Origin of the sequence: Rhizobium sp. BK112 (genome assembly GCF_014193215.1) — a bacterium.
Classification (GTDB): domain Bacteria; phylum Pseudomonadota; class Alphaproteobacteria; order Rhizobiales; family Rhizobiaceae; genus Rhizobium; species Rhizobium anhuiense.
In genome coordinates this window covers 243159-270102 of sequence record NZ_JACHYZ010000010.1, presented here as the reverse complement: position 1 = coordinate 270102, position 26944 = coordinate 243159, and the positions used below count along the sequence as shown (strand labels likewise).

Below are 26944 nucleotides of genomic sequence, written 5' to 3'. Positions count from 1 at the left end.
AAAACTGTGCAGCAGTTTTGCGATCACGACATGCGGAAACCAAAGACTAAGGGAGAACGGCCATGACCACTTCGGAAAAACTGATCGCCACCGAACAGCGGCTCGGCGCCAACAATTACAAGCCGCTCGACGTGGTATTGACGCGTGGCGAAGGCGTTTATGTCTGGGATACCGACGGCAACCGTTATCTCGATTGCCTCTCGGCCTATTCCGCCGTCAACCAGGGCCATTGTCATCCGAAGATCCTTGCCGCCATGGTCGAGCAGGCGGGCAGACTGACGCTCACCTCCCGCGCCTTCCGCAACGACCAGCTCGCCTATCTCTACGAAGAACTCGCCGCTCTCACCGGCTCACACAAGATCCTGCCGATGAATTCCGGCGCCGAAGCCGTGGAGACCGCCATCAAGGCGGTGCGCAAATGGGGATACGAGGTCAAGGGCGTGCCGGAGGGCAAGGCGGAGATCATCGTCTGCGCCGATAATTTCCACGGCCGGACGCTGAGCATCATCAGCTTCTCCACAGATCCCGATGCCCGCATCGGCTTCGGCCCCTACACGCCGGGCTTCCGCACCATTCCCTTCGGCGATGCCGAGGCTTTTGCCGCGGCAATCAATGCCAATACGGTGGCCGCCCTGATCGAGCCGATCCAGGGGGAAGCCGGCGTCATCATCCCGCCGGCGGGTTATTTCACCCGCATTCGTGAACTCTGCACTGATAACAACGTCACCCTCATTCTCGACGAGATCCAGACCGGCCTCGGCCGCACCGGCAAGCTGCTGGCTGAGGAACACGAAGGCATCGAGGCCGACGTGACGCTGATCGGCAAGGCGCTCTCCGGCGGCTTCTACCCCGTGTCAGCAGTGCTTTCGAATTCCGAAGTCCTCGGCGTGCTGAAGCCCGGCCAGCACGGCTCGACCTTCGGCGGCAATCCGCTCGCCTGCGCGGTGGCACGCACCGCACTGAAGGTGCTGACGGAAGAGGGCATGATCGAGAACGCTGCGGTCATGGGCGATTATTTCCTCGATGGCCTCAGGTCGATCCGCTCGAACATCGTCAGGGACGTGCGCGGCCGCGGTCTGATGATGGCCATCGAACTGGAACCCGAAGCCGGCGGCGCGAGGCAATATTGCCATGCGCTGAAGGAGCGCGGCCTGCTCGCCAAGGATACCCACGACCATACGATTCGTCTCGCTCCGCCATTGGTCATAACAAGGGAGCAGGTGGATTGGGCAGTCTCGCAGATCGAAAAGACCATAGGCTGAGGTAAATCGGGGCTGAAAACCTTCGCAACCCCCCTCCCGATTTAGATTTGGGCAACACTCTTTCGCTAATGTCGTCGTAACCGTAACGATGCTTCGCCGAGCGCAAAGCCATCGCGTGGTGTGAAGGCAAGGCTCGTCAGCGCCAATGGTGGCGCACCCGCTTCTGCTTTGGCTTACGACAGTTGGGAAGAATTCTAATGGCCACGATCAATTCCACTAGCTTCAGCGGCGATACGCTCGAGATCATTGCCTTCCGCCTGCATGATCAGGAATTCTGCGTCAAGACCACGACCATCCGCGAAATCCGCGGCTGGGCGCCGTCGACGCCGATCCCGCACGCCCCGGCCGATGTCATCGGCGTCATGAACCTGCGCGGCTCGGTGATCCCGATCATCGATCTTGCCTACAAGCTCGGCATGAAGAGCACCGTCGCCAACGAGCGCAGCGCCATTGTCGTCGCCGAAGTTCACAGCATGGTCATCGGCATGCTCGTCGACCGCGTCTCGGACATTCTCACCATCTCGTCCAGCCAGGTCCAGCCGGTGCCTGAGGTGACCGCCTCCTTCGACCGCGCCTATTGCGAAGGCATCATCGCTTCAGAAAATGGCATGATCTGCTTCCTGAACCTCTCCAAGATGTTCAAGGAAAACGAGACCGATGATCTGGCGGCCTGATCGGCCTAGGCATTCGTTCTAGACAATTCGCATTTGAAAAACCGCCTATCCGGGCGGTTTTTTTATTATGTACCGCAAGGCTCTTCCGCACGGCTCAATATTAGTTATTTCTTTTATACGAGATATTAACCACGTCCTATCATCATACGACACACAAGGATGATACGTTTTCCGCAAATCTCGGAGGAATGACAGACGATACGGCTGTCATTCCATCACCGGCATTCTTCGTCCGACACGCTTCGTCTTATCAGCCGAAGCAGCAGAACGCGCATTTCAGAGGGGCAAGGATGTTTGGTCTATCTTCCGACTCGAAATATATTCTCAATGCCATTTCCAAATCGCAGGCGATCATCGAATTCGATCTCAATGGAAATATCCTCACGGCGAACGAGAATTTCTGCAATGCGCTTGGTTATCGCCTGAGCGAGATCGTCGGCAAGCATCACAGCATGTTCTGCGAGCCGGCCTATACGGCAACTCCTGACTATCGCGCCTTCTGGGCGCGGCTCGGGCGCGGCGAATATGATGCCGGCGCCTACAAGCGTCTTGCCAAGGGCAACCGCGAGATATGGATCCAGGCTTCCTACAATCCTGTTTTCAAGGGCGGAAAGCCATTCAAGGTGGTGAAATTTGCAGCCGACATCACTGCCGCCAAGAAGCAGGCGGTCGAGGATTCCGGCAAGCTGCAGGCGATCTCGCGTTCGCAGGCGGTGATCGAATTCAGCCCGATGGGCGAGATCCTGACCGCGAACGAGAATTTCTGCAACGCCATGGGCTATTCCCTGGCCGAGATCAGCGGCAAGCATCACAGCATATTCTGCGATCCGGCCTATGTCGGCACAGAGGATTACAAAAGCTTCTGGCGGCGTCTGGCCAATGGCGAATTCATCGCCAACGAATTCGTCCGTTTCGGCAAGGGCGGTCGCGAAATCTGGATCCAGGCAGCTTATAACCCGATCGTCGATGCCGACGGCAAGGTCTACAAGGTGGTGAAGTTCGCCACCGACGTCACCCAACGCATGAGCGCGATTTCTTCGCTCGGCGGCGCGCTGCGTCACCTATCCGAAGGTGATCTGACAAGGACGGTCGACACGCCCTTCGTCCCCTCGATGGAGCAATTGCGCCACGATTTCAACACGACGATCAAAGTCCTTGCCGAGACGATGAAGACAATCGGCGAGAATGCCGGTGCGATCGCCATCGGCTCACGCGAGATCGGCGCATCGGCCGATTCCTTCTCCAAACGGACGGAACAGCAAGCCGCATCGATCGAAGAAACCGCCGCCGCGCTGGAGGAAATCACCACCACGGTCAACGATTCCAGCCGCCGCGCCGATGAGGCCGGCCGCCTCGTCGCCATGACCAAACAGGGCGCCGAGCAATCCGGCACCGTGGTCCGCAATGCCGTTGCCGCCATGGGCCAGATCGAACAGTCCTCGCACGAGATCACCAACATCATCGGCGTCATCGACGAGATAGCCTTCCAGACCAACCTCCTGGCATTGAATGCCGGCGTCGAGGCGGCCCGCGCCGGCGAAGCCGGCAAGGGCTTCGCCGTGGTGGCCCAGGAAGTCCGGGAGCTCGCTCAGCGCTCCGCCAAAGCCGCCAAGGAGATCAAGGCGCTGATCAACACGTCGGGCGAGCATGTCAGGAACGGCGTCGGCCTCGTCGGCCAGACAGGCAAGGCGCTGGAGGAGATCGTCGCACAGGTCGGCGATATCGACGGCAACGTCGTCGCCATCGTCGAGGCCTCCAGGGAGCAGGCAACCGGCCTCAAGGAAATCAACCACGCGGTCAATACGCTCGATCAGGCAACGCAGCAGAATGCCGCCATGGTCGAAGAGAGCACCGCCGCCAGCCATAGCCTTGCCAAGGAAGCCGAAACGCTGCGCGTCCTGCTGACACGATTCCGTCTGCCGGGCCAGACCCAGGCCGCCGGCCGGCCGGAGGTGAGACATGAGGCGAGGCAAGCGGGTTCACCGGCGCTGCACCTTATTTCACGCGTCGCAAAGGCGCACGGCGCCGCTGCGACCGCCCAGAGCTGGGAAGAATTCTGATCCCAGCCGCCGCAGCCATCCTATCGTGCCGCCACCAGGCGGCACTCTGATCAGACTGAGGCGGTAGACGAAGATGAAGCGCGTCGCATGAAGCCCGTGCGACGCGCCGTGACGGCTCATCCGAACAGCGCGAACGTCGCCCTCAGCGTCACCCAGACACCCCAGAGCAGCGGAATGCCGACGACGGCCCAGGCAAGCATCGCCTTGGCGTCCAACCCGCCTGTGCCGATGCCAAAGGAACCGGTCGGGCCGGCATTGACCGCCGCAGACTTCGCCTGCAGCGCAGCAACCTCGTCGTCCGACATGAACCATTTGTCCGAAAGCGGCCTGATCAGCGAATTGGCGATGAGGCCGAGCGCCAGCATGCCGGCGAGGATATACATGGTGCCGGTATAGAGGGTTGGACCGGGTGCCACGCCGGCGGCGATCTGCGCTTCGCGGATATAGTTGACGACGACGGGACCGACGATGCCGGCCGTTGCCCAGGCCGTCAGCAGCCGGCCGTGGATGGCGCCGACGAACTGCGTACCGAAAATATCGGCGAGATAGGCAGGGATCGTCGCGAAGCCGCCGCCATACATCGACAAGATGATGCCGAAGGCGAGAACGAACAGCGCCTTGTTGCCCATGCCCGCAAAGGTCGGCGCCAGTGCATAGAGCACAATGCCGAGGATGAAGAAGCAATAATAGGTATTCTTGCGGCCGATCTTGTCGGACAGCGACGCCCAGAAGAACCGTCCGCCGATATTGAAGAGCGACAGCAGGCCGGCAAAACCGGCGGCGATCGTGGCGATCGATGCCTTCTGGCCGGCGTCCAGCTGGGCGAAACCGACATCCGGCAGGCCGATCAGCGAGCCGGCGAAGATTTCCTGCAGCATCGGCGAAGCCATGCCGAGAACACCGATACCGGCCGAAACGTTGAGGCAGAGCACGGCCCAGATCAGCCAGAACTGTTTGGTCTTGTGGGCATCGCGCAGGTGCACATGTTTGGTGGTGATCATCGTGCTCTTGGCCGCAGGCGGCGTCCAGCCGTCAGGACGCCACCCGGCCGGCGGGATGCGATAGCCGAAGGCGCCGCCCATCATGAAGACGAAATAAATCGCCGCCATGACGATGAAGGTTTGCCAGACACCGACCGAACTGTCGGTCTTGAAGGCATTCATCAGCAGGTTGGCAAGCGGCGCGCCGATCATCGCGCCACCGCCGAAGCCCATGATCGCCATGCCGGTCGCCATGCCGCGCCGGTCGGGAAACCATTTGATCAGCGTCGAGACCGGCGAGATGTAGCCGAGACCGAGACCGATGCCGCCGATGACGCCGGCGCCAAGCCACATCATCCAGAGCTGATGGGTGATGACGCCGATAGCGGCAAGAATGATACCGCCGCACCAGCAGCAGGCGGAAACGACGCCCGCCTTGCGCGGGCCGGCGCGCTCGAGCCAGCCGCCCCAGATGGCGGCGGACGAGCCAAGGAGGACGAAGAATAGCGTATAGATCCAGCCGAGGTCGGCAACACGCCAGTCGCAGGTGGTGGTGAACAGCGCCGAGGCGAGTGTCAGATCCGGGCAGGCCGTCGAGGCGGTGATCCCGAGCGACTTGGAAAGTGGCAGCCAGAACACGCTGAAACCATAGGCCATGCCGATGCAGAGGTGGATGGCGAGTGCTGCCGGCGGCACCAGCCACCGATTGAACCCAGGCCGTGCAACGATCCTTTCACGATCGAGCAGGCCCGAGCCCGCCACCCCGTCTGTACGTGTTTCGGCTGCAGTCATGAACAACTCCTCCTTGATTCAGACCTGGCTTGATTCAGACTTGTTATCACCGGCACATGCGCAGGCAGGTTGCTCCTGCCTTCCCTCCCGCATGGACCGATCCTGGCTAATCGGACCGAGAGCAATTCCAGGAAAAGTGGGAAACGGTTTTCCGTCCGAAATTGCGTAAAAACAAAAGGTTTGAAATAAAGACCTAAAGCGCGAGGAACGCGCTTTAGTGTGTCGCAGGCTCCGGCTTTCGGATCAGAGGCGCGGCCTGCAGCACCAGCGCATCCAGGCCGTTCTCCTCATTCTCCAGAATTTCGAACAATTGCCGCCGCATGCGCGGATCCCAGAATTTATTGATATGGGTGGCGACCCCCTGCGCGGCTTCGCTTTCCGGCTGGCTCTTGAAGAAGGTAGCGATTTGATTTGCCATATAGACGAGCTTGGTCTTGGTATCATGCGACATCGGCAATGCTTCCAGGCGAGATACGGTGCGGGTGGGTGAAAATCTCGAAATCCTCGCCGCGCACCAGCGCGACGAGCGTCATGCCGGCCGCTTCGGCCGTGCGGATGGCCAGAGCCGTCGGCGCCGAAATGGCGATGAGCACCGGGCTGCCGAGGATCGCCGCCTTCTGCACCATTTCGACAGAAAGCCGGCTGGTGACGACGACCGCGCCGTCCCCGCCTTTTTCGCCGGCGCGGATGACGGCGCCGCAGAGCTTGTCCAGTGCATTGTGCCGGCCGACATCTTCGCGCACGGCAATCAGTCCCCCGCCTTGACGATAAAAGCCGGCGCCATGCACCGCCCGCGTCTCACGATGCAGCGGCTGTGCCTCGTTCAGAAGCGAAACGGCGCGGACGATATCCGCATGCGACAGCGCCAGCAGTGATGGCGAGACATCAGGCACCGGCCGCACTGCCTGTTCGATCGATTCGATGCCGCAGAGCCCGCAACCGACCGGCCCCGCCATGCTGCGGCGGCGTGCCCGCAGCAGATCGGCGACGTCATCGACAAGGCTTACCTGCACATCGATGCCCTGCTCACCCTCGACGACTTCGATGGCCGATATCTCCGCCGGCCCGGCAATGATCCCCTCGGTCAGGCTGAACCCGACGGCGAAATCCTCGAGATCCGCCGGCGTTGCCATCATCACCGCATGCGAACTGCCGCCATAGGAAAAGGCGATCGGCACTTCTTCCGGGACGATGCGCGAACCGGTCTGCACGATGCCGTTGCGGCGGGCGGTTTCGAGAGCACGGGCAGTGACGGTGAAGGTCATGACGCGCGTTCCTCCTGACAGGGCCACCCCCGCATCGTCACTCCGCTGCCTCGAGATTGCCGGCGATGCGGCGCGATTGCCGCGCCTGCTCGTCATATTCGAGCTGCCATTCACTTGGCCCGTTGGAAGGCGAGACCTGCACCGCCGTCACCTTGTATTCCGGGCAGTTGGTCGCCCAGTCGGAGAAATCGGTGGTGATGACGTTCACCTGCGTATTGGGATGATGGAAGGTCGTATAGACCACACCGGGCGCGACGCGATCGGTGATCAACGCCCGGAGCGTCGTGTCGCCGGAGCGGCTGCCGAGCTTCACCCAGTCGCCGTCGCGAACGCCGCGCTGCTCGGCATCGTGCGGATGGATTTCCAGCCGGTCTTCCGCATGCCAGACGACATTCTCGGTCCGCCGCGTCTGCGCCCCGACATTGTACTGGCTTAGGATGCGGCCGGTCGTCAGGAGCAGCGGGAAGCGCGGGCCGGTGCGCTCGTCGGTCGCCACATATTCGGTGCGGATGAACTTGCCCTTGCCGCGCACGAAGCCGTTGACATGCATGATCGGCGAGCCGAGCGGATTCTTTTCGTTGCAGGGCCACTGCACCGAGCCCATTTTATCGAGATAGTCGTAGGAGACCATTGCGAAACTCGGCGTCGTCGCGGCGATCTCGTCCATGATTTCCGATGGATGGGTGTAATTCCAGTCGAGCCCCATCGCCTGGGCAAGCTTCTGAGTCACTTCCCAGTCGCCATAGCCGTTGCGCGGCGACATGACCTTGCGCACGCGGTTGATACGCCGCTCCGCATTGGTGAAGGTGCCGTCCTTTTCGAGGAAGGTCGAGCCCGGCAGGAAGACATGGGCGTAATTGGCGGTCTCGTTGAGGAACAGATCCTGGACGACGACGCATTCCATCGCCGCAAGCCCGGCGGCGACGTGTTTGGTATCGGGATCGGACTGGAGAATGTCCTCGCCCTGGATATAGATGCCCTTGAAGGAACCGTCGACTGCCGCATCCAGCATGTTCGGAATGCGCAGGCCGGGCTCGTTGTTGAGCTTCACGCCCCAGAGTTTTTCGAAGATATCGCGCGTCGCATCGTCGGAAATGTGCCGGTAGCCCGGCAATTCGTGCGGGAAGGAGCCCATGTCGCAGGAGCCCTGCACGTTGTTCTGGCCGCGCAACGGGTTCACGCCGACACCAGGGCGGCCGATATTGCCGGTCGCCATCGCCAGGTTGGCGATCGCAATGACCGTGGTCGAACCCTGGCTGTGTTCGGTGACGCCGAGGCCATAATAGATCGCGCCGTTGCCGCCCTTGGCATAGAGCCTTGCCGCACCACGCAGATCCGCCGCCGGCACTCCGGTGAAGATCTCGGTCTCTTCGGGACTGTGGTGCGGTTCGGCAACGAAGGCAGCCCAGTCCTCAAACTCCGACCAGTCGCAGCGCTCGCGGATGAAGCTCTCGTCATAGAGTCCTTCGGTGACGATCACATGAGCCAGCGCCGTCATGACTGCGACATTGGTGCCGGGCTTCAGCGGCAGGTGATAGGAGGCCTCGACATGCGGCGACCGGACGATATCGGTGCGGCGCGGATCGATGACAATGAGTTTGGCGCCCTTGCGCAGCCGCTTCTTCAACCGTGAGCCGAACACAGGATGCCCGTCCGTCGGATTGGCGCCGATGACGACGACGACATCCGAATGCTCGACACTGTCGAAATTCTGCGTGCCTGCCGACGTGCCGAATGTCTGGCCGAGACCGTAGCCGGTCGGCGAATGGCAGACGCGGGCGCAGGTATCGACATTGTTGTTGCCGAAACCGGCGCGGATCAGCTTCTGCACCAGATAGGTTTCCTCATTGGTGCAGCGTGAGGAGGTGATGCCGCCGATCGCCTCGCGGCCGTATTGATACTGGATGCGGCGGAACTCCAGCGCCACATGCGCGAAGGCCTCGTCCCAGCTCACCTCCCGCCAGGGATCGCTGACCTTTTCGCGGATCATCGGGTTGAGGATGCGGTCCTTATGGGTGGAATAGCCGTAAGCGAAACGTCCCTTGACGCAGGAATGGCCGCGATTGGCCTGGCCGTCTTTCCACGGCACCATGCGCACCAGTTCCTCACCGCGCATCTCCGCCTTGAAGGAACAGCCGACGCCGCAATAGGCGCAGGTGGTGACCGCCGAATGTTCCGGCTGGCCGATCTCTATCACCGACTTCTCCGTCAGCGTCGCCGTCGGGCAGGCCTGGACGCAGGCGCCGCAGGAGACGCATTCGGATTCGATGAAATGCTCGTGCATGCCGGGGGAAACGCGCGAACCGAAACCGCGTCCTTCGATCGTCAGCGCGAAGGTGCCCTGCACTTCCTCGCAGGCGCGCACACAGCGCGAACAGACGATGCATTTGGAGGGGTCATAGGTGAAATAGGGATTGGACTCGTCTTTCGGCATCCATTTCAGATTGATGCCGCCGTTGTTGCGCGCCTTGACGTGATTATCGCCCTCGTAGCCGTAGCGCACGTCGCGCAGGCCGACGGCGCCCGCCATGTCCTGCAATTCGCAATCGCCGTTGGCCGCGCAGGTGAGACAGTCGAGCGGATGGTCGGAAATATAGAGTTCCATCACGCCGCGGCGAATATCCTTCAGCCGCCCCGTCTGCGTGTGCACCACCATGTTTGCCGCCACCGGCGTCGTGCATGAGGAGGGCGTGCCGTTGCGGCCCTCGATCTCGACGAGGCAGAGCCGGCAGGAGCCGAAAGCATCGACCATATCGGTGGCGCAGAGCTTCGGCACCTTGATGCCGGCCTCCATCGAGGCGCGCATGATGGAGGTGCCCTCCGGCACGCTGATCCGCTGTCCATCAATGGTGAGCGTCACCATGGTCTCTGATGTCGAAGCCGGAGTGCCGTAGTCGATTTCATGGATGAGAGACATGGTCGGTCTCCTTGCTTGAGATGGTGAGGTCAGCGCAGGCGTTCCATGAACAATTCGTCATTCCGCCGCCTCCACCAGAGGTGCCGGCGAAAAATCCTTCGGGAAATGCGTCATGGCGCTCATCACCGGATAAGGCGTGAAACCGCCCAGCGCGCAGAGCGAGCCGAACTTCATCGTGTTGCAGAGATCGGCAAGCAGCACCCGGTTCTTCTCCGGCTCGATGCCCTGAGCGATCTTGTCGGCCGTCTCCACGCCGCGTGTCGAGCCGATGCGGCAGGGCGTGCACTTACCGCAGCTTTCGACGGCGCAGAATTCCATGGCGAAACGCGCCTGCTTCAGCATGTCGGCCGTGTCGTCGAAGACGACGATGCCGGCATGGCCGATGAGCCCGTCCCTGGCGGCGAAGGCTTCGTAATCGAAAGGCGTGTCGAACAGCGCCCGCGGGAAATAGGCACCGAGCGGCCCGCCGACCTGCACGGCCTTGACCGGCCGTCCCGTCGCCGTCCCGCCGCCGATCCTGTCGACGATATCTCCGAGCGAAAGGCCGAAGGCCGTCTCAAAGAGACCACCATATCTGACATTGCCGGCAACCTGCAGCGGGATGGTGCCGCGTGAACGGCCCATGCCGAAATCGCGGTAGAAGGCGGCACCCTTTTCCAGGATGACCGGCACCGAAGCCAGAGAGATCACGTTGTTGATGACGGTCGGACAGTTAAACAGCCCCTTATGCGCCGGCAGCGGCGGCTTGGCACGCACGATGCCGCGCTTGCCTTCGAGACTGTTGAGCAGGGCCGTCTCCTCGCCGCAGACATAGGCGCCGGCGCCGGTGCGCACCTCGATATCGAAGGCACGGCCGGAGCCGAGCACCGATGATCCGAGAATGCCGGCCTGCCGGGCGATGCCGACGGCTTCGGTCATTACCGCGATCGCGTGCGGATATTCCGAACGCGTATAGACGAAGCCCTTGGTCGCGCCGGTGGCGAGCCCTGATATCGCCATGCCCTCGATCAGCACGAAGGGATCGCCCTCCATGATCATCCGGTCGGCAAAGGTGCCGCTGTCGCCCTCATCGGCATTGCAGACGATATATTTGCGGTCGCCGGCAGCATCGAGAACGGTCTTCCACTTGATGCCGGTGGGAAAACCGGCACCGCCGCGTCCACGCAGGCCGGAATCGGTGACTTCCTTGACGATATCGGCTGATGTCATCGAAACGGCGCGTCGAAGACCGGCAAGGCCGCCATGCGCCTCGTAATCCGCAAGCGAAAGCGGATCGGTAATGCCGCAGCGGGCAAAGGTCAGGCGGGTTTGTTCCTTGAGGAACGGGAGGTCTTCAACCTCCCCGAGACAGAGCCGATGCTCGCCGCCGTTCATCATCCCGGCATCGAACAGAACAGCCACATCCCCGGCCTTTACCGGGCCGTAGCCGATGCGCTTGCCGTCAAGCTCGACCTCAACTAGCGGCTCCAGCCAGAACATTCCGCGCGAGCCGTTGCGCACGATCTCGGCATCGAGGCCGCGGGCGGCGATCTCCTGGGCAATCGCCTTTGCCACCTTTTCGGCCCCGAGCGCCAGCGCTGCGGCATCGCGCGGAACATATATCCTGACCGTCATCGGCGTGCCTCCGCAACGAGTTCCGCCGCCATCTGATCGTCGATCCGGCCATAGACCTCGCCGTCGAGCATCGCCGCCGGCGCGCAGGCGCAGAGCCCGAGACAGTAGACCGGCTCCAGCGTCACGCCGCCATCGAGCGTCGTCTGATGAAAATCGATACCGAGCAGCGTCTTGACGCGCTCAGCCAAGCCATCGCCGCCCATCGACTGACAGGCTTCGGCGCGACAGAGCTTCAGCACATGCCGGCCGGCGGGATGGTCGCGATAATCGTGATAGAAGGTCACCACGCCATGCACCTCGGCGCGGGAGAGGTTCAGTTCCTCCGCGATGACGGGCATGGCCTCCTGCGGCACATAGCCGAATTCTTGCTGGACCTCGTGCAGAATGGGAAGCAGCGGCCCTTCGAGAAAGCGAAGATCGGCGACGATGGCACGTGTGCGCGCTGCAATATCGCCTTCGGCGATATGAATGGTCATAAGGCAGCCCTCCCGGCGGCTCGCTCGTTGCGGAATGGCAGGCTCCCCCGGCCGAGTGCCATTCCGCAAGCAGCATCTCAGGGAAGCAGCCGGCGATCAATAAAGCTATCACGTTGCACGATAGTTTTTTTCTATCAGAGTTCCTCGTCTTGTACGAGCACTCTCGCCTCGTGCAGCAGGGCCGAGACAAGCGGCGTGAAAGGCTCGCGATAAGGGGCAACGAGGCCGACCAGATGATGCGCCTCCGGCTCGACGATCGGGATCATGCGGATTTCCACTGGAAATCCAAAGGATTTGGCGACGTTGCGCGGCATGATGCTGGCCCAGCGTCCGGTCCTGACATGCGAGAACAGCACGATCATCGAGTTGGATTCGAGTGTCGGATGCACGGTGGCGCCGGCTTCCGTCAAGTGCCGGTTGATGATGCGGCGGTTCTGCATGTCGGCGGTCAATAGACAAAGCCGAAGATCGCCGACCTCTCGCCAGGTCACGTTGTCGCGATCCGACAGTGGGCTGCCGGCTGCCGTGATCAGATGATAACGCTCGGCATAGAGGGGAACGGTCGTGACGCGGCCGAGCGGCTCGTTTTCGAGATAGGTGATGCCGGCATCGATTTCGAGATTCTCGAGCATGCTCAGCACCTGCAGCGAATTGCGCGAGACGATCGAGAAGGTCACGCCGGGATGCCGTTCCTGGAAGGGCGTGGTGATGCGCGAAAGCATGGCGAGCGCGGTCGGAATGGCGGCAAGACGAATATGGCCGGAAAGGCCGCGGCGTGCGGCACGCATCTCCTCGCGCATGGTGCGGGCGTCGCCGACGATGCGCCGGGCCCATTCGAGCACGCGCTGCCCCTCCGGCGTTAGCCCCTGGAACCTTGAACCGCGCTGTACCAGCATGACGCCGAGTTGATCCTCGAGCTGCCGGATGGCCGCCGAAAGCGTTGGCTGCGAGATGCCGCACTCCTCCGCGGCGCGGCCGAAATGCTTTTCATTGGCAAGCGCGATGAAAAATTCCAGCTTGTCGATCATCCGGCCTCCCGCGCCATTTCGCGTCCGGACCTATCTTCGACATAGCAGCCGTGCTCCGCAAGGGCGGTCGCTAACAGTTTTCTGCAATCGGAAAAAGCTCGAACAGCGATTCGAGGAAGGCGAGCACGCTGACATTGCCGATGCTGTAATAGACCAGCCTGCCCTGACGGCGCGTATTGACCAGGCCTTCGAGCCTCAAGCGCGCCAGCTGCTGCGAGACCATTGCCTGCTGTATGCCCAGAATATGTTCGATTTCACTGACCGTCCGCTCCTCATTCGCCAATATGCAGAGGATGAGAAGTCGGGTCTGGTGCGCCAGCGCTTTCAGCAGGTCGCTCGCTTCATGGGCTTTTGCAGCGAGTGTGTGCAATTCCTGGCCGGTCATCCCCGGCTTGGGTTTGGGCAACGGCATGCGGTATCTCGGAAGGGAGGCGATGAGGTAGATCAGTACAATAGCATATTCGCACAAGCGAATTGGCCAAAATGACGAAATGCCAAAAAAGGTCCAAGCAAATCAGCAGATAAGCTGACCGCCATTGATCTCGATCACCTGGCCGGTGATGTAGCCCGAGAGGGAGGGAGCCGCCAGGAACAGATAGGCGGGAGCGCAATCCTCCGCCGTGCCGAGCCTTTGCAGGGGGATGGATTTTCTTGTCTGCTCCAGCTTTTCGCGGGAGGAATAGCGCTCATGGAAATCCGTCTCGATCGTTCCCGGTGACACGCAATTGACCCGGATTCCATCCGGTGCGAGCTCACGGGCAAGCGCCTTGGAATAGGTCGCAACGAAGGCTTTCGAGGCCGAATAGATCGAGGAACCGGGGCTGCCGCCGGTCAGCGCCGAAATCGAAACCGTGTTGACGACAGCGGCGCCTTCAGCCGCCTTTAATGCCGGCAACAGTGCACGTGTCAGCGCCACCACCGATGTCTGGTTGAGCCGCACGATCGCCTCATATTCTGCGTCGGTGAGCGTGGCCGCGGGAAACCGGCCAAGCATGGTGCCGGCATTGTTCACCAGCACATGCACCCTGTCGAAGAAGGCGAGAACGTCTTCGGCAAATTGCGCCGCCCCACCGGCCGCCGAGAAATCGGCGTGCAGCAGCAGCGCCCGTCTTTCGGATTCAGCCGTCAGCAGGAAATCCGGCAGCTCGCGTCCCGGCTTGCGCCCGGTATGGACGATCACTTTTGCGCCGCAGTCCAGGAACTGCCGGGCCACTTCGAGGCCGATGCCGCGGCCGGCGCCGGTCACGACGACATTGCGATTTTCGAACAGTCTGGGATGAAACACGAAGCCGTCCTCCTCGCGGACAGTGCCGCCGGTTGCGTCACTCGCCCTTAACATATGAGCGCGCCGACCGAAAGAAAGGCAGGTACCGATCTTTCCCGGGAGACGCAGCCAAGTCTCCCTCTGGGGAAGGGCTCTAGCTTTCGGTCTCCAGAAGCCGCGCACCCGACCCCTCTTTGCCGAGCCGATCGCAGGGATTGCGCAACGGACAGCTTTCGATCGACAGGCAGCCGCAGCCGATGCAGCCGGTCAGACGGTCGCGCAGCAGGCTCAGCCGCCTGATTCGCGCGTCGAGATCATCCTTCCAGCGCGCCGACAGCACCTGCCAGTCGGCGACGGTGGGCGTGCGTCCTTGCGGCAGCGACTCGAACGCCGCCTGGATTTCCGAAAGCGGAATGCCGACACGCTGCGCCACCTTGATGATGCCAAGCCGGCGCAGCACGTCACGGCCGTATCGCCGCTGGTTGCCGCGGGACCGGATGCTCGAGATCAGCCCCTTGGTCTCGTAGAAATGCAGCGCCGAGACGGCAAGGCCGCTGCGCTCCGCCACTTCGCCAACCGTCAGAAGTCTGCCGAGCGGCGTTGCAGGAATCGTATCCATCGGCTCTTGACCTCAATATTAGTTAAGGTTTTATAACCCGTGCTTCGATAATCGTAAAGTCCAATCGCGACAAGGAGCAACGCATGAAAACACCCACCAGGCTGGCGGTCATCTATGGCAGCACGAGAGAGGGCCGCATCTGCGACCGGGTGGTCAAATGGCTGACGCAGGAGCTCGTCCGCTTCCCGCAATTTGATATCGACATCATCGACCCGCTCGATTTCGCGCTGCCGGTAAGCCGTGACGTGGCACACCCCGAAATCGACAGGCTCGCCGGGCGGCTTGGCATGGCCGACGCCTTCATCATCGTCACCCCGGAATACAATCACAGCTTCACGGCCTCGCTGAAGTCGATCATCGATTTCTTCTTCGAGCCCTGGCAGGGCAAACCTGTCGCCTTCGTTTCCTATGGCGGCATATCGGGCGGCCTGCGCGCCGTCGAACAGCTGCGCCTCGTCTTTGCCGAACTCCACGCGGTCACGATCCGCGATTCGGTGAGCTTTACAGCACCTTGGAACCGCTTCGACACCGAGGGACGGCTCGACAATCCCACCGACGCGATGCGTCTGCTCGACCGGATGATGGCGAGGCTGGAATGGTGGACACGGGCGCTCGTCACTGCCCGCAGCGATTGCCCCTATGCCGACATCGCCGCCTGAGGCAGCAAGCTCCGGTTCCGTTCCCGGCAGGTACGGAACCTCGAGGGACACCCGGGCAGGACCTCCGTCCGGGTGTTCTCAACAGTAAGGCATATCAGGCGATACCGGGCATGGCAGGCTCATCCCGACCGCATGGACGGGTTCGCAACTTTGCAGTTGCGGGGAGAAAACCCCGGTGATAGTTTCCGCGCCATTAACGGGGGAGCTCCGTATTGCCGGGGCTGAGATGTGAGGTGCAAGCCTCTGGACCCTTCAAAGCTGATCTGGGTAATGCCAGCGGAGCGAGGTTCAGATGTTTTCAGGCGCACAAGTGTCACTCTATCCGATGTCCGGCGATTTCGTCGGCATCATTCTCGATGCCGTCAAGGCGCTCGATCCCTATCGCGACCGGCTGCGCATCGAGACCGATGACATCTCTACGCTGCTGGTCGGCCCGCCTGACATTCTTTTCGCCGCCATGCACGATCTTTTCGTCACCGCCGCAAAGACCGGCGAACATTGCGTGCTGTCCGCCGCCGTCTCACGCGGCTGCCCCGGTGAGCCCGACGAGGCCATCTGCGGCGTCAACCCCTCCTCCGGCCAGGCAGAGCCGCTTGCTGACCGTATAGCGGCCGCCCTTGCCGCCGTTGAAATCACCGCCGAGACCGGACAGCCGACCGCTGCCCAATTCTCGCTCTACGTCATGGGAACCGGCACCCATATGGACGAGATCTATGGCTGCATCGACTTTCTCAAACGCTCCGGCACTTTCGACCGCGCCAAGAATTTCTGCACCAGGCTTTCTGGCGATGCCGGCGCCGTCTTCGCAACCATTCGTGAGGCCTTCTATCGCTTCGGTGACCCCGAGGGGCATGTGACCCTCGATATCACGGTGTCAGCCAATACAGCGCCGCGCGTCTTTTCAGACGCGCAAAGGACGCTGTAACACTTTAAATTGCTGCATAATTTTATCCTTAAATCGATTCCGATTTAAGGAATTATGCAGTGCCCGACGAAAGCCTGAAATCGAACGCCGATGACACCGCTACCACCACTGGGTTCGCGCCTTGCCGCGCTCCGCGCCGCTCTCTACCGGGGCATACCTGCCCTGCTCGCCGGCTGCGCCTTTTTGGCGGCATGGGAACTCTATGTCGATCTTTCCGGGATCAAGCCCTCCATCCTGCCGGCGCCGTCGCGCATCGTCATCCAGGGCTGGCTGAACCGCGAGGCGCTGATATCAAACACCTGGCCGACGCTCGGCGCGACGCTTGGAGGTTTCGCGCTGTCGCTGGCTTTCGCCTTCGTAGCCTCGATCCTCATGGATTTCGTGCCCTTCATGCGCCGGGCATTGCTGCCGATCTTCATCGCCAGCCAGACCCTGCCGCTGGTGGCGATCGCGCCCCTCGTCGTCCTCTGGTTCGGCTTCGGCCTGCTGCCGAAAGTGTTGCTGGTGGCGCTCGTCACCTTCTTTCCGCTGCTCGTCGCCCTGCTGCAGGGCTATGAATCGACCGACCGCGACATCGCCGAATTGCTGAATTCGATGAAGGCGAGTCGCTGGCGGATTTTCTGCCTGGCCCGGCTTCCCTCCTCGCTGCCCTATTTCTTCGCCGGCCTCAGAATCTCGATCACCTATGCCGTCGTTGGCGCGATTTTTGCCGAATATGCCGGCGCCGCCCGCGGCCTCGGCATCTATATCCTCAACGCCAAGAACAATTTCCGTCCCGATCTCGTGCTCGCCGCCGTCGTCGTCAGCGCCGTGCTCACGCTCGGCCTCTTCGGGCTGACGCTGTTGATCCAGCGCCTCGTCATGCCCTGGCAGCCAACCGGGGAGCGGCGCCGATGAGCGATACAATGGTTGAACTCGGTAGTATCTCGAAGTCCTTCGACGGCATGAAGGTGCTGGGCGACATTTCGCTCGCCGTCGCAGACGGCGAGTTCGTTTCGATCGTCGGACCGTCCGGCTCCGGAAAATCGACGGTGCTGCGGCTGCTGACACAGGCGCTTCGACCCGATTCCGGCACCATGCTTTTCAACGGCGTGCCGCTGGAACAGGCACCGCATTCCTTCGCCTTCATGCCGCAGCGCGATGCGCTGATGCCCTGGCGCCGGATCATCGACAATGCGGCACTCGGCCTCGAGGTGAAAGGCATGAGCCGCCGCGCGGCCCGCGCCGCCGTCGCGCCTTTGTTCGAGAGCTTCGGCCTTTCCGGCTTCGAACACCACTATCCTTCCGAACTATCCGGCGGCATGCGCCAGCGCGCCGCACTGCTGCGCACCGTCGTCCAGACGCAGGACATGCTGCTGCTCGACGAGCCCTTCGGCGCGCTCGACGCGCTGACGCGCACGCAGATCCAGGAATGGCTGCAGGGCATGTGGACCGAGCACCGCTGGACGGCGCTGCTGATCACCCATGACGTTCGCGAGGCCGTGTTCCTCTCCGACCGGATCTACGTGCTTTCGGCCCGTCCGGCGCGTATCATCCGCGAATTCCGCGTTCCCCTGCCCCGTCCGAGAAGCATCGCCGACCTCGGCTCGCCGGCGGCCCAGGCGATCGAAACCGAAATCCTGCAAACCCTGCTTCATCCGCAAGAACAGGATGATTTTAGGCCGGTCGGCCCAAAATCTGAATCGCTGTTCTAATTTATAGAGTTAGAGCATGATGTCGTCCGAAACCGCCGACACTTTTCGGCATCATGCTCTAGAGACCTGAGGAGGTCACCATGCTGCTTCTCACCCGCCGCCAGACGATTTTCGCCGCCATCGCGGCAAGCCTTGCCGGCCGCACCGCCTTCGCCCAATCGGCGCCCGCAAAGGTTCGCATCGCGCTCGACTGGACGCCCAACACCAACCATATCGGCATCTATGTCGCCAAGGCGAAGGGCTTCTACGCCGATGCCGGACTCGATGTCGAGATCCTTCCCTTCACCGATACCAGCGCCGGAACACTGGTGTCGAACGGCGTTGCCGATTTCGGCATCAGCAGTGAGATCGAGACCCTCACGCAGCGCGCCGGCGGCGGTGACGTGAAGATGGTCTACGGCGTCGTCCAGACAGAAACCGCACGCCTGATCTTCAAGGGCGGACGCGACGACATCAAGAGCCCGAAAGACCTCGACGGCAAGACCTATGGCGGCTTTGGCGGCACCTGGGAGAGCGCGCTGATCTCCGCAATGATCCGCAATGACGGCGGCAAGGGCGACGTCAAGACCGTCACCCTCGGCACCTCCGCTTACGAGGCGCTGGACAATGGCTCGATCGATTTCACGCTGGAGATCTACACCTGGGAAGGCATAGCCGCCGAACTGGAGAACCGGAAGATCGGCCGCTTCCACTATTCCGATTATGGCATTCCGGACGAGCAGACGACGGTCATCGTCTCCAGCGACGCCTATCTCTCGGCAAACCGGGAACACGCCCGCGCCTTCATCCAGGCCACGCGCCAGGGTTATGCCTATTCCGTCGACCATCCCGACGAAGCCTGCGATCTGCTGATCTCTGGAAGCAATGGCGCACTGATGAATACGGAACTGGTAAAGGCGTCTCAGAAGGCATTGATCGAGGGGCACTTCCTGAAATCCGAGGCCGGCGTGATCGGTAAGCTCGATCCGGCAAAGGCCGAAGCCCTCGGCGGCTTCCTGCTCGAGAATGGGATTCTGGTCGACGCCAATGGCGCCGCACTCAAGGAGAAGCCGGACTTTTCCACCTATTATACCAACGAACTTCTCGACTGAGCCCAACGCCTGCCTTGCCCGTCGCGGCTTTCCGCTGCAAAGTCCGAGACCCGGAGCATGATGTCGTGCGAAAACCGCTCACACTTTTCGGCATCATGCTTTAGAGCGCCGCGCGTCCTTTCGGATGCGCAAAGGACGCTCTAACACTTAGAATTTAGGCATCGTGCTTTCCGAAAATCGATTCCGATTTTCGGGCCGATGCGCTAGGCAAGGCGGGGGATAGGATGCGACAACAGGAGAGACTGGCCGGAGCGGACTTTCTGCGCGCGACGGCCTGTCTGCTGGTGCTTGCCCACCACTTCGCGCTGCGGCTGGATATGCGCAGAATCCCCGACGAACTCGGACCGACCGCACATGTCCTCCGCTTCGGCAATTTCGGCGTTGCCGTGTTCTTTGTGCTCAGCGGCTTTCTTCTTGCCCATCCCTTCTGGCGCGCGCTCGACGCGGGCAGCAACCTGCCGAGCCTGCGGCATTACACGATCCGCAGGGCAGCGCGCATCGCTCCGGGCTTCTGGGTTGCCGCCACCATCAGCTTCGCCCTCAGCCTGACGCTGCTTGCCCTGCCGCTGACACCGGAGCTTGCACTCCGCTATGTCTCCGGGCTGCTGTTCATGAGCCAGTGGCACTGGCGCACCTTCTTTCCTGTCGAAGCCGACGGGCCGCTCTGGTCCATTCCCTTCGAGGTCACCAGCTATGTGCTCCTGCCGGTCTGCTTTCTCCTGCTGTTTCGTTTGCCCATCCTGAGACAACGCCCGCTGCTTGCGCGCTTCGCCTGGCTATGCGTCATCACAGGCGTACTCCTGGCCCATCTGCTGATCCTCACCCTGTTTCCGCTCGGCGACATCGGACGCGGTTGGCAGTACGGCCTGCAGGGTGGGGCGAAGGAATGGATGCCGAGATATAATCCGATCGGCTTCTTCGCCGTCTTCGCGCTCGGTGCGCTCGCCGCCGGCCTCGAGACCATGCTCCCACGAAGACGCTCTTCCTGGTTCGATGCCGCAGCGCTTCTCGCCCTCGCCATTGCCGGCTACCGCCTCGTGATATCGCCCGGCGGCTCCGCCGAGGGTTACGGCTGGCTCGAAATCCCCTATGGCTTTCCGGTCTTCCCGCTGGCGGTCGGGGCGGCCCTCGTTTCGCTCAGCCATTCGCAACGGTTGGGCAGGCTGCTCGACAACGCGCCTGTCCGCTACGTCGCGAAGATCTCCTTCGGCATCTATATCTGGCAGGAGATTATCCTGCTATTGATCCAGAAGCTCGACCCGGGCTCGTTCGGCGCTTCCTCGGAAAATGTTGTGACCGGCTGGCTGCAGTCTTGCGGACTGGCGGCAGCGCTTATCCTTCTGGTAGCAAGCCTCAGCTACCATCTGCTGGAGAAACCGGCGATCGATTTCGGAAACCGGCTGACAGCTCGCCAATCCAATCGGGCTACTCCTTTCAAAGTATAAGTTTCCGGATAGCGCAACTACAGGCATTAAGGTTAACGCGAAATACTCCCATTTTTGGTGTCTTTAGGGTTACGGAATTCTTATTTATACCGATGACAAACGATACGTGACCATGTATCTGTCTCCTTGCTGTTCAGTATCGCATCTAAACTTGTGGACCTTGCGTAATGAATGCTTTTACTTCGAAGACGAATTCACGCTTCGATCCGTCTCAGCGTCAGGACAAAACCAAGACCCTGGTTATCGCGAACTCCAATATTCGCCAGCCGGATAGCTTTTCCCCTGTCGAAAGAAAAATGGCTGTGCGACTGAGCGTGAAGCGGTTGATCGACATCGTCGCCTCACTCAGCGCCCTCGTCGTGCTGGCGCCGATTTTTCTGGCAATCGCTCTTTTCATCAAACTCGATGATGGCGGTCCGGTGTTTTTCCGCCAAATCCGCTGGGGGCTGAACGGCCGGAAGATCACGATCTTCAAATTCCGATCGATGCGCGCGGAAGCTTGTGATCCCAGCGGCGTTCAACAGACCGTCAAGGGTGACAGCCGAGTGACCGGCATCGGCGCGGTGCTCCGCAAGACCAATATCGACGAGCTGCCGCAGCTCTTCAATGTCATCAGGGGCGACATGTCGCTGGTCGGCCCGCGCTGCCATGCCATCAACATGCGGGCAGCCGGCCGGCTCTACGAAGAACTGGTGCCGGACTATCATCACCGCCACATCATGCGTCCCGGCATCACCGGTCTTGCGCAGACGCGCGGCTGGCGCGGCCCGACGGCGCGACGGCTGGAAGCCCGCGCCCGCATTGCCTGCGATATCTATTATGTCAGGAATTTCAGCCTGCTGCTCGACTTGAAGATATTGTTCAAGACGATTGCCATCGAGCTACGCGGCGGCACCGGCTTCTGAGCCGAAGCCGGCCACTCGGTACACATCGGCAAAGCGGCCCCATCGGGCCGCTTCTTCATTTCAAGCCGCCCGCGCTATCGCGACAGCTGAACAGGCACAAAAAAGGGCGGCTGTTGCAGCCGCCCTTGATCGTCGCAGTCGATGGCGATCAATCCTGTTGGACGATGCCGCTCAGATGCGTCAGTTCCATGATGAAATGCTCGAGCTTCGACTTGTGCTCGTGCAGCTCGGCATGCTCGAGCTCCTGGCGGGCAGCCTCGATGCGGCGGGTCAGCTCGTCCTTGTGGAGTTCCTCGACCGGAACCGCGGATTCGGCAAGCAATGTGCAACCGGTCGGCAGGATATCGGCAAAACCGCCGAACACCACATAGTCCTGCTTCTTGCCGGAGGCCGAACGCACGCTCACGACACCCGGCTTGATCGTCGTCATCGTCGGCGCATGATTCGCCATGACCGTCATCTCGCCTTCAGTCGCGGGAATGACCACCTCGGTCACCATCTCCGACAACAGCAGACGCTCCGGCGAAACGAGCTCAAAGTTGAAATTGTCAGCCATCAGTGACTTACCTTCTCGGCTATGGCTTTCGCATCTTGCAATTTGGTCCCGCAGAACGGGCAGTGCATTATCGCTTGGTCGAGATAACCGAGGCCTTCCTCGCTCTGGACCAGACCCACCACCATCATCAGCACGCCGTTATCGGCGCGATAGATAGTCGGCGCGGCTGGTTCCGGAAGATCCGCCACGACCCCTTTCAGGGAGTCGCAGCAGAATATCTCGTCCAGCGCGTCGCTCATTAAGCAGCTGTGAGCTTCTTGGCCTTTTCGACCGCTTCTTCCATCGATCCGACCATATAGAAGGCAGATTCCGGCAGGTGATCATATTCGCCGTTAACGAGGCCCTTGAAGCCCTTGATCGTATCTTCGAGAGCAACGAGCTTGCCCGGCGAGCCGGTGAAGACTTCGGCGACGAAGAACGGCTGCGACAGGAAACGCTCGATCTTGCGGGCCCGGGCAACCGCGATCTTGTCCTCTTCGGACAGTTCATCCATGCCAAGGATCGCGATGATGTCCTGCAAGGCCTTGTAACGCTGCAGCGTCGACTGGACCTTGCGGGCGACTTCGTAATGCTCTTCGCCGACGACCAGAGGGTCGAGCATGCGCGAGGTGGAGTCGAGCGGATCGACGGCCGGATAGATGCCCTTTTCGGCGATCGAGCGCGACAGAACCGTCGTTGCGTCAAGGTGCGCGAACGAGGTTGCCGGAGCCGGGTCGGTCAAGTCGTCGGCCGGGACGTAAATGGCCTGGACCGAGGTAATCGAGCCGGTCGTCGTCGTGGTGATGCGCTCCTGCATCTGGCCCATGTCGGTTGCGAGCGTCGGCTGATAGCCGACGGCCGACGGAATGCGGCCGAGCAGAGCCGACACTTCGGAACCTGCCTGCGTGAAGCGGAAGATGTTGTCGACGAAGAACAGAACGTCCTGGCCCTGGTCGCGGAAATGTTCAGCGACCGTCAGGCCGGTCAGGGCGACACGGGCGCGGGCGCCCGGCGGTTCGTTCATCTGGCCGTAAACCAGCGCAGCCTTCGAACCTTCGCCGCCGCCATGCTTGTTGACGTTCGATTCGATCATTTCGTGATAGAGGTCGTTGCCTTCGCGGGTACGTTCACCGACGCCCGCAAAAACCGAATAACCACCATGCGCCTTGGCGACGTTGTTGATCAGTTCCATGATCAAAACGGTCTTGCCGACGCCAGCGCCGCCGAACAGGCCGATCTTGCCGCCGCGTGCATAGGGAGCGAGAAGGTCAACGACCTTGATGCCGGTGACGAGAATCTGCGATTCCGTCGACTGCTCGACATAGGACGGCGCATCCTGGTGGATGGCGCGCTTGTGAGCGGTGACCAGCGGACCGGCTTCGTCGACCGGCTCGCCGATGACGTTCATGATGCGGCCGAGCGTCTCGTTGCCAACCGGAACCATGATCGGAGCGCCGGTATCGGCGACTTCCTGGCCGCGCACGAGACCGTCGCTCGAATCCATCGCGATGGTACGGACGACGTTTTCGCCAAGGTGTTGCGCAACTTCGAGAACCAGGCGGTTGCCATTGTTGCTGGTTTCCAGCGCATTCAGGATCTTCGGCAGTTCGCCTTCGAAAGCAACGTCGACGACGGCGCCGATAACCTGGGTGACTCTGCCGACAGAGCCGATCTTGGGGGTAGCTGCCTCAGCCATTTTCTGACCCTCTTTTCCTAGCCTCAGAGCGCTTCCGCGCCCGAAATGATTTCAATGAGTTCCTTGGTGATCTGCGCCTGACGCTGGCGGTTGTAGCTCAGCGTCAGCTTATTGATCATCTCACCGGCATTACGCGTCGCATTGTCCATCGCGCTCATCTTGGCGCCCATTTCACCCGCGACGTTCTCAAGAAGCGCGCGGAAGACCTGGACGGAGATGTTGCGCGGGATCAGATCTTCAAGGATCGATGCCGGATCCGGCTCGTATTCGTAGACAGCGCCTGCATGGGCGGCATCTTCGGCCTGCACAGCTCCCGTTGAAGCCGGGATGAGCTGCTGCGCCGTCGGAATCTGGCTGATCACCGATTTGAACTCGGAATAAAACAGCGTGCAGACGTCGAATTCGCCGGCAGCATACATCTCGATAAGGCGTTTACCGATCTGATCCGCATTCTCGAAGCCGACCCGCTTGACGTCCCGCAATTCCTTGCGCTCGATGATCAGCGAAGCGAATTCGCGGCGAAGGATGTCGTAACCCTTCTTGCCGACGGTGAAGATTTTCACCGTCTTGCCCTCGGAAACCAGCTTGCGCACATGTTCGCGCGCGAAGCGCGCAATCTGCGAGTTGAAACCGCCGCAAAGACCGCGTTCGGCCGTGCACACCACCAGCAGATGAACCTGGTCCTTGCCGGTGCCGGTCATCAGCGCCGGCGCGCCATCGGCGTCGGTGACAGCCTTGGCGATATTCGCCAGAACTGCACCCATGCGCTCCGAATATGGCCGAGCGGCCTCGGCCGCCTCCTGCGCGCGCCGAAGCTTCGCCGCGGCGACCATTTTCATCGCCTTGGTGATCTTCTGCGTCGCCTTGACGGAGGCGATCCGGTTTTTCAGATCCTTAAGTGAAGGCATCCGTTATCCGTCCTAACTTAGGGCCCGATTACGAGAAAGACTTTGCGAAGCTATCGAGAGCAGCGGTAAGCTTGCCCCTGGTATCGTCGCTGATTGCCTTTTCCGTGCGGATCGCGTCGAGGATGGCGGAGCCTTCCGAACGCAGATATGAGAGGAAGCCCTGCTCGAACTTGCCGACCGAAGCGACCGGCAGCTTGTCGAGATAGCCGTTGACGCCTGCAAAGATCACGGCGACCTGCTCTTCCGTCTTCAGCGGCGAGAACTGCGGCTGCTTCAGGAGTTCGGTCAGGCGTGCGCCGCGGTTCAGCAGGCGCTGCGTCGCAGCGTCGAGGTCCGAACCGAACTGGGCGAAGGCGGCCATTTCGCGATACTGGGCGAGTTCGCCCTTGATCGAGCCGGCAACCTGCTTCATCGCCTTGATCTGTGCCGCAGAGCCGACGCGGGAAACCGACAGACCGACGTTCACGGCCGGGCGGATACCCTGGTAGAACAGGTCGGTTTCAAGGAAGATCTGACCGTCGGTGATCGAGATCACGTTGGTCGGAATGAAGGCCGATACGTCGTTGCCCTGCGTTTCGATAACCGGCAGAGCGGTCAGCGAACCGGCGCCCTTGTCGTCGTTCATCTTCGCAGCGCGCTCGAGCAGGCGCGAGTGCAGGTAGAAAACGTCGCCCGGATATGCTTCGCGGCCCGGCGGGCGGCGCAGCAGCAGCGACATCTGGCGGTAGGATACGGCCTGCTTGGACAGGTCGTCGTAACCGATCAGCGCATGCATGCCGTTGTCACGGAAGTATTCGCCCATGGCGCAACCGGCAAACGGAGCCAGGAACTGCATCGGCGCCGGATCGGACGCGGTGGCGGCGACGATGATCGAGTACTTGAGCGCGCCGCGCTCTTCGAGCACCTTGACGAACTGCGCGACGGTCGAACGCTTCTGGCCGACAGCGACGTAGACGCAATAAAGCTTCTCGCCTTCCGGACCGTTGTCGTGAATAGCCTTCTGGTTGAGGAAGGCATCGAGAAGGATCGCGGTCTTGCCGGTCTGGCGGTCGCCGATAACAAGCTCGCGCTGGCCGCGGCCGACCGGGATCAGCGCGTCGATGGCCTTGAGGCCGGTCGACATCGGCTCGTGAACCGACTTGCGCGGAATGATGCCGGGAGCCTTGATGTCGACGCGCGAACGGCGCGTCGCGTTGATCGGGCCCTTGCCATCGATCGGATTACCGAGCGCGTCGACCACGCGGCCGAGCAGCTCAGGGCCGATCGGAACGTCGACGATGGCGCCAGTCCGCTTGACGGTGTCACCTTCCTTGATGTCGCGGTCGGCGCCGAAGATGACGACACCGACATTGTCGGCTTCAAGGTTCAGCGCCATGCCGCGGATGCCGCCCGGGAACTCGACCATTTCACCGGCCTGGACATTGTCCAGACCATAGACACGAGCGATACCGTCACCGACGGAGAGAACCTGGCCGACTTCCGAGACTTCTGCCTCTTTGCCGAAATTTTTAATCTGGTCTTTGAGAATTGCGGAAATTTCCGCGGCGCGGATATCCATCAGCCAACCTCTTTCAATGCGAGCTTAAGGGTAGAGAGTTTGGTACGAAGAGACGTATCAATCTGACGGGACCCGACCTTCACGATCAGACCACCAAGAATTGACGGATCAACCGTGACGGCAATCGTCACGTCTTTGCCGGTAACGCTCTTGAGTGCCACCTTCAATTCGGTTTCCTGCGCTTGTGAAAGCGCATGCGCCGAGGTGACCTCGGCGGAGATTTCACCGCGATGGTTCGCGGCGATGATGCGGAAGGCCTTGATCATGCCCGGCAGGGCGAACAGGCGGCGATTGCGCGCCACGACCTTCAGGAAATTGGCGAAGAAACCGCTGATGCCAGCCTTCTCGCTGATGGCGACGATCGCCTTCAGCTGGTCGTCGGCGGAGAAAACCGGGCTTACGACGAAGCGCTTAAGATCGGCGCTCTCATCCAGCATCGCCTGGAAACGGTCAAGATCTGCGGTTACGCTGTCCACGGCGCCCTGCTCGAGCGCCAGTTCGAAAAGCGACGAGGCATAGCGCTCGGCAACGCCAGAAGTAAGCTGGGACGTGTCTGCCACTGGCACAAATTTCCCTG

26 protein-coding genes and 1 riboswitch are annotated in these 26944 nt (G+C 61.3%); of the genes, 10 read left to right on the top strand and 16 right to left on the bottom strand.

Features of this window, described 5'->3' with window-relative positions:
• Positions 1-62 precede the first annotated feature (62 nt).
• The 3 genes from rocD to FHT75_RS25795 all read left to right on the top strand — a co-directional run bounded on the left by rocD (position 63) and on the right by FHT75_RS25795 (position 3996).
• Positions 63-1262 (top strand): ornithine--oxo-acid transaminase, encoded by a 1200-nt coding sequence (gene rocD, locus FHT75_RS25805; protein WP_028756021.1) that lies wholly within the window; start codon positions 63-65, stop codon positions 1260-1262.
• A gap of 197 nt (positions 1263-1459) precedes the next feature.
• Positions 1460-1936 (top strand): chemotaxis protein CheW, encoded by a 477-nt coding sequence (locus FHT75_RS25800; RefSeq protein ID WP_011427049.1) that lies wholly within the window; start codon positions 1460-1462, stop codon positions 1934-1936.
• Positions 1937-2226: 290 nt separating this feature from the next.
• Positions 2227-3996 carry a methyl-accepting chemotaxis protein gene (locus tag FHT75_RS25795; protein WP_028756022.1) on the top strand — a complete coding sequence of 590 codons (1770 nt, stop codon included), beginning with the start codon at positions 2227-2229 and terminating at the stop codon, positions 3994-3996.
• A gap of 116 nt (positions 3997-4112) precedes the next feature.
• Here FHT75_RS25795 and FHT75_RS25790 read toward each other — a convergent pair whose 3' ends face one another.
• The 10 genes from FHT75_RS25790 to soxR all read right to left on the bottom strand — a co-directional run bounded on the left by FHT75_RS25790 (position 4113) and on the right by soxR (position 14951).
• Complete coding sequence (locus FHT75_RS25790) at positions 4113-5768, bottom strand: OFA family MFS transporter (protein ID WP_028756023.1); 1656 nt, start codon at positions 5766-5768, stop codon at positions 4113-4115.
• A gap of 214 nt (positions 5769-5982) precedes the next feature.
• The gene (locus FHT75_RS25785; protein WP_028756024.1) at positions 5983-6219 is read right to left on the bottom strand and encodes a formate dehydrogenase subunit delta; all 237 of its coding nucleotides are present in this window, start codon (positions 6217-6219) and stop codon (positions 5983-5985) included.
• Positions 6209-7033, bottom strand: coding sequence for a formate dehydrogenase accessory sulfurtransferase FdhD (gene fdhD, locus FHT75_RS25780; protein WP_028756025.1), 825 nt, complete (start codon positions 7031-7033; stop codon positions 6209-6211). The genes FHT75_RS25785 and fdhD overlap by 11 nt, the downstream gene beginning before the upstream one ends.
• Before the next feature lie 37 nt (positions 7034-7070).
• Positions 7071-9950 (bottom strand): formate dehydrogenase subunit alpha, encoded by a 2880-nt coding sequence (fdhF, locus tag FHT75_RS25775; protein ID WP_028756026.1) that lies wholly within the window; start codon positions 9948-9950, stop codon positions 7071-7073.
• A 57-nt stretch (positions 9951-10007) separates the two neighbouring features.
• A complete protein-coding gene (locus tag FHT75_RS25770) occupies positions 10008-11564 on the bottom strand; it encodes a formate dehydrogenase beta subunit (RefSeq protein WP_028756027.1) in 1557 nt (518 codons plus the stop codon).
• The gene (locus FHT75_RS25765; RefSeq protein WP_028756028.1) at positions 11561-12040 is read right to left on the bottom strand and encodes a formate dehydrogenase subunit gamma; all 480 of its coding nucleotides are present in this window, start codon (positions 12038-12040) and stop codon (positions 11561-11563) included. The genes FHT75_RS25770 and FHT75_RS25765 overlap by 4 nt, the downstream gene beginning before the upstream one ends.
• Before the next feature lie 134 nt (positions 12041-12174).
• Positions 12175-13068 (bottom strand): LysR family transcriptional regulator, encoded by an 894-nt coding sequence (locus tag FHT75_RS25760; protein WP_028756029.1) that lies wholly within the window; start codon positions 13066-13068, stop codon positions 12175-12177.
• A gap of 70 nt (positions 13069-13138) precedes the next feature.
• Positions 13139-13480, bottom strand: a complete 342-nt coding sequence (locus tag FHT75_RS25755) for an ArsR/SmtB family transcription factor (protein WP_028756030.1) — start codon at positions 13478-13480, stop codon at positions 13139-13141.
• A gap of 102 nt (positions 13481-13582) precedes the next feature.
• A complete protein-coding gene (locus tag FHT75_RS25750) occupies positions 13583-14407 on the bottom strand; it encodes an SDR family NAD(P)-dependent oxidoreductase (RefSeq protein ID WP_174824499.1) in 825 nt (274 codons plus the stop codon).
• A 79-nt stretch (positions 14408-14486) separates the two neighbouring features.
• Positions 14487-14951 carry a redox-sensitive transcriptional activator SoxR gene (gene soxR, locus FHT75_RS25745; RefSeq protein ID WP_028755831.1) on the bottom strand — a complete coding sequence of 155 codons (465 nt, stop codon included), beginning with the start codon at positions 14949-14951 and terminating at the stop codon, positions 14487-14489.
• An 83-nt stretch (positions 14952-15034) separates the two neighbouring features.
• Between soxR and FHT75_RS25740 the strand changes: the two genes are divergently transcribed.
• From FHT75_RS25740 to FHT75_RS25710, 7 genes are all read left to right on the top strand, one after another.
• Positions 15035-15610 (top strand): NADPH-dependent FMN reductase, encoded by a 576-nt coding sequence (locus tag FHT75_RS25740; RefSeq protein ID WP_063473458.1) that lies wholly within the window; start codon positions 15035-15037, stop codon positions 15608-15610.
• A 188-nt stretch (positions 15611-15798) separates the two neighbouring features.
• Positions 15799-15912: riboswitch (TPP riboswitch) on the top strand.
• Positions 15903-16535, top strand: coding sequence for a YkoF family thiamine/hydroxymethylpyrimidine-binding protein (locus FHT75_RS25735; protein ID WP_028755833.1), 633 nt, complete (start codon positions 15903-15905; stop codon positions 16533-16535). It overlaps the preceding riboswitch by 10 nt.
• Positions 16536-16625: 90 nt before the next feature.
• Positions 16626-17432 carry an ABC transporter permease gene (locus FHT75_RS25730; protein ID WP_063473457.1) on the top strand — a complete coding sequence of 269 codons (807 nt, stop codon included), beginning with the start codon at positions 16626-16628 and terminating at the stop codon, positions 17430-17432.
• Positions 17429-18229 carry an ABC transporter ATP-binding protein gene (locus FHT75_RS25725; protein ID WP_063473456.1) on the top strand — a complete coding sequence of 267 codons (801 nt, stop codon included), beginning with the start codon at positions 17429-17431 and terminating at the stop codon, positions 18227-18229. Before FHT75_RS25730 ends, FHT75_RS25725 begins: the two co-directional genes overlap by 4 nt.
• An 80-nt stretch (positions 18230-18309) precedes the next feature.
• Complete coding sequence (locus FHT75_RS25720) at positions 18310-19320, top strand: ABC transporter substrate-binding protein (protein ID WP_047615541.1); 1011 nt, start codon at positions 18310-18312, stop codon at positions 19318-19320.
• A 224-nt stretch (positions 19321-19544) separates the two neighbouring features.
• Positions 19545-20765: an acyltransferase family protein gene (locus FHT75_RS25715; protein WP_028755837.1), complete on the top strand. Its 1221-nt coding sequence runs from the start codon at positions 19545-19547 to the stop codon at positions 20763-20765.
• Between the two features lie 167 nt (positions 20766-20932).
• The gene (locus FHT75_RS25710) at positions 20933-21670 is read left to right on the top strand and encodes a sugar transferase (RefSeq protein WP_028755838.1); all 738 of its coding nucleotides are present in this window, start codon (positions 20933-20935) and stop codon (positions 21668-21670) included.
• Positions 21671-21818: 148 nt separating this feature from the next.
• On the opposite strand, the gene FHT75_RS25705 is transcribed toward FHT75_RS25710, so the two are convergent.
• From FHT75_RS25705 to FHT75_RS25680, 6 genes are read right to left on the bottom strand one after another with little or no spacing between them, the layout of a single operon-like run.
• On the bottom strand, positions 21819-22226 hold the full coding sequence (locus tag FHT75_RS25705; protein WP_028755839.1) for a F0F1 ATP synthase subunit epsilon: 408 nt from the start codon (positions 22224-22226) through the stop codon (positions 21819-21821).
• Positions 22226-22465, bottom strand: a complete 240-nt coding sequence (locus FHT75_RS25700) for a hypothetical protein (protein ID WP_027682592.1) — start codon at positions 22463-22465, stop codon at positions 22226-22228. Before FHT75_RS25700 ends, FHT75_RS25705 begins: the two co-directional genes overlap by 1 nt.
• A complete protein-coding gene (atpD, locus tag FHT75_RS25695; RefSeq protein ID WP_028755841.1) occupies positions 22465-23901 on the bottom strand; it encodes a F0F1 ATP synthase subunit beta in 1437 nt (478 codons plus the stop codon). Before atpD ends, FHT75_RS25700 begins: the two co-directional genes overlap by 1 nt.
• A 23-nt stretch (positions 23902-23924) precedes the next feature.
• Entirely contained in the window at positions 23925-24809 is an 885-nt protein-coding gene (locus tag FHT75_RS25690; protein ID WP_063473455.1) for a F0F1 ATP synthase subunit gamma, read from the bottom strand.
• A gap of 28 nt (positions 24810-24837) precedes the next feature.
• Entirely contained in the window at positions 24838-26367 is a 1530-nt protein-coding gene (gene atpA, locus FHT75_RS25685) for a F0F1 ATP synthase subunit alpha (protein ID WP_028755843.1), read from the bottom strand.
• Positions 26367-26933 (bottom strand): F0F1 ATP synthase subunit delta, encoded by a 567-nt coding sequence (locus tag FHT75_RS25680; protein ID WP_028755844.1) that lies wholly within the window; start codon positions 26931-26933, stop codon positions 26367-26369. The genes atpA and FHT75_RS25680 overlap by 1 nt, the downstream gene beginning before the upstream one ends.
• Between the last annotated feature and the right edge of the window lie 11 nt (positions 26934-26944).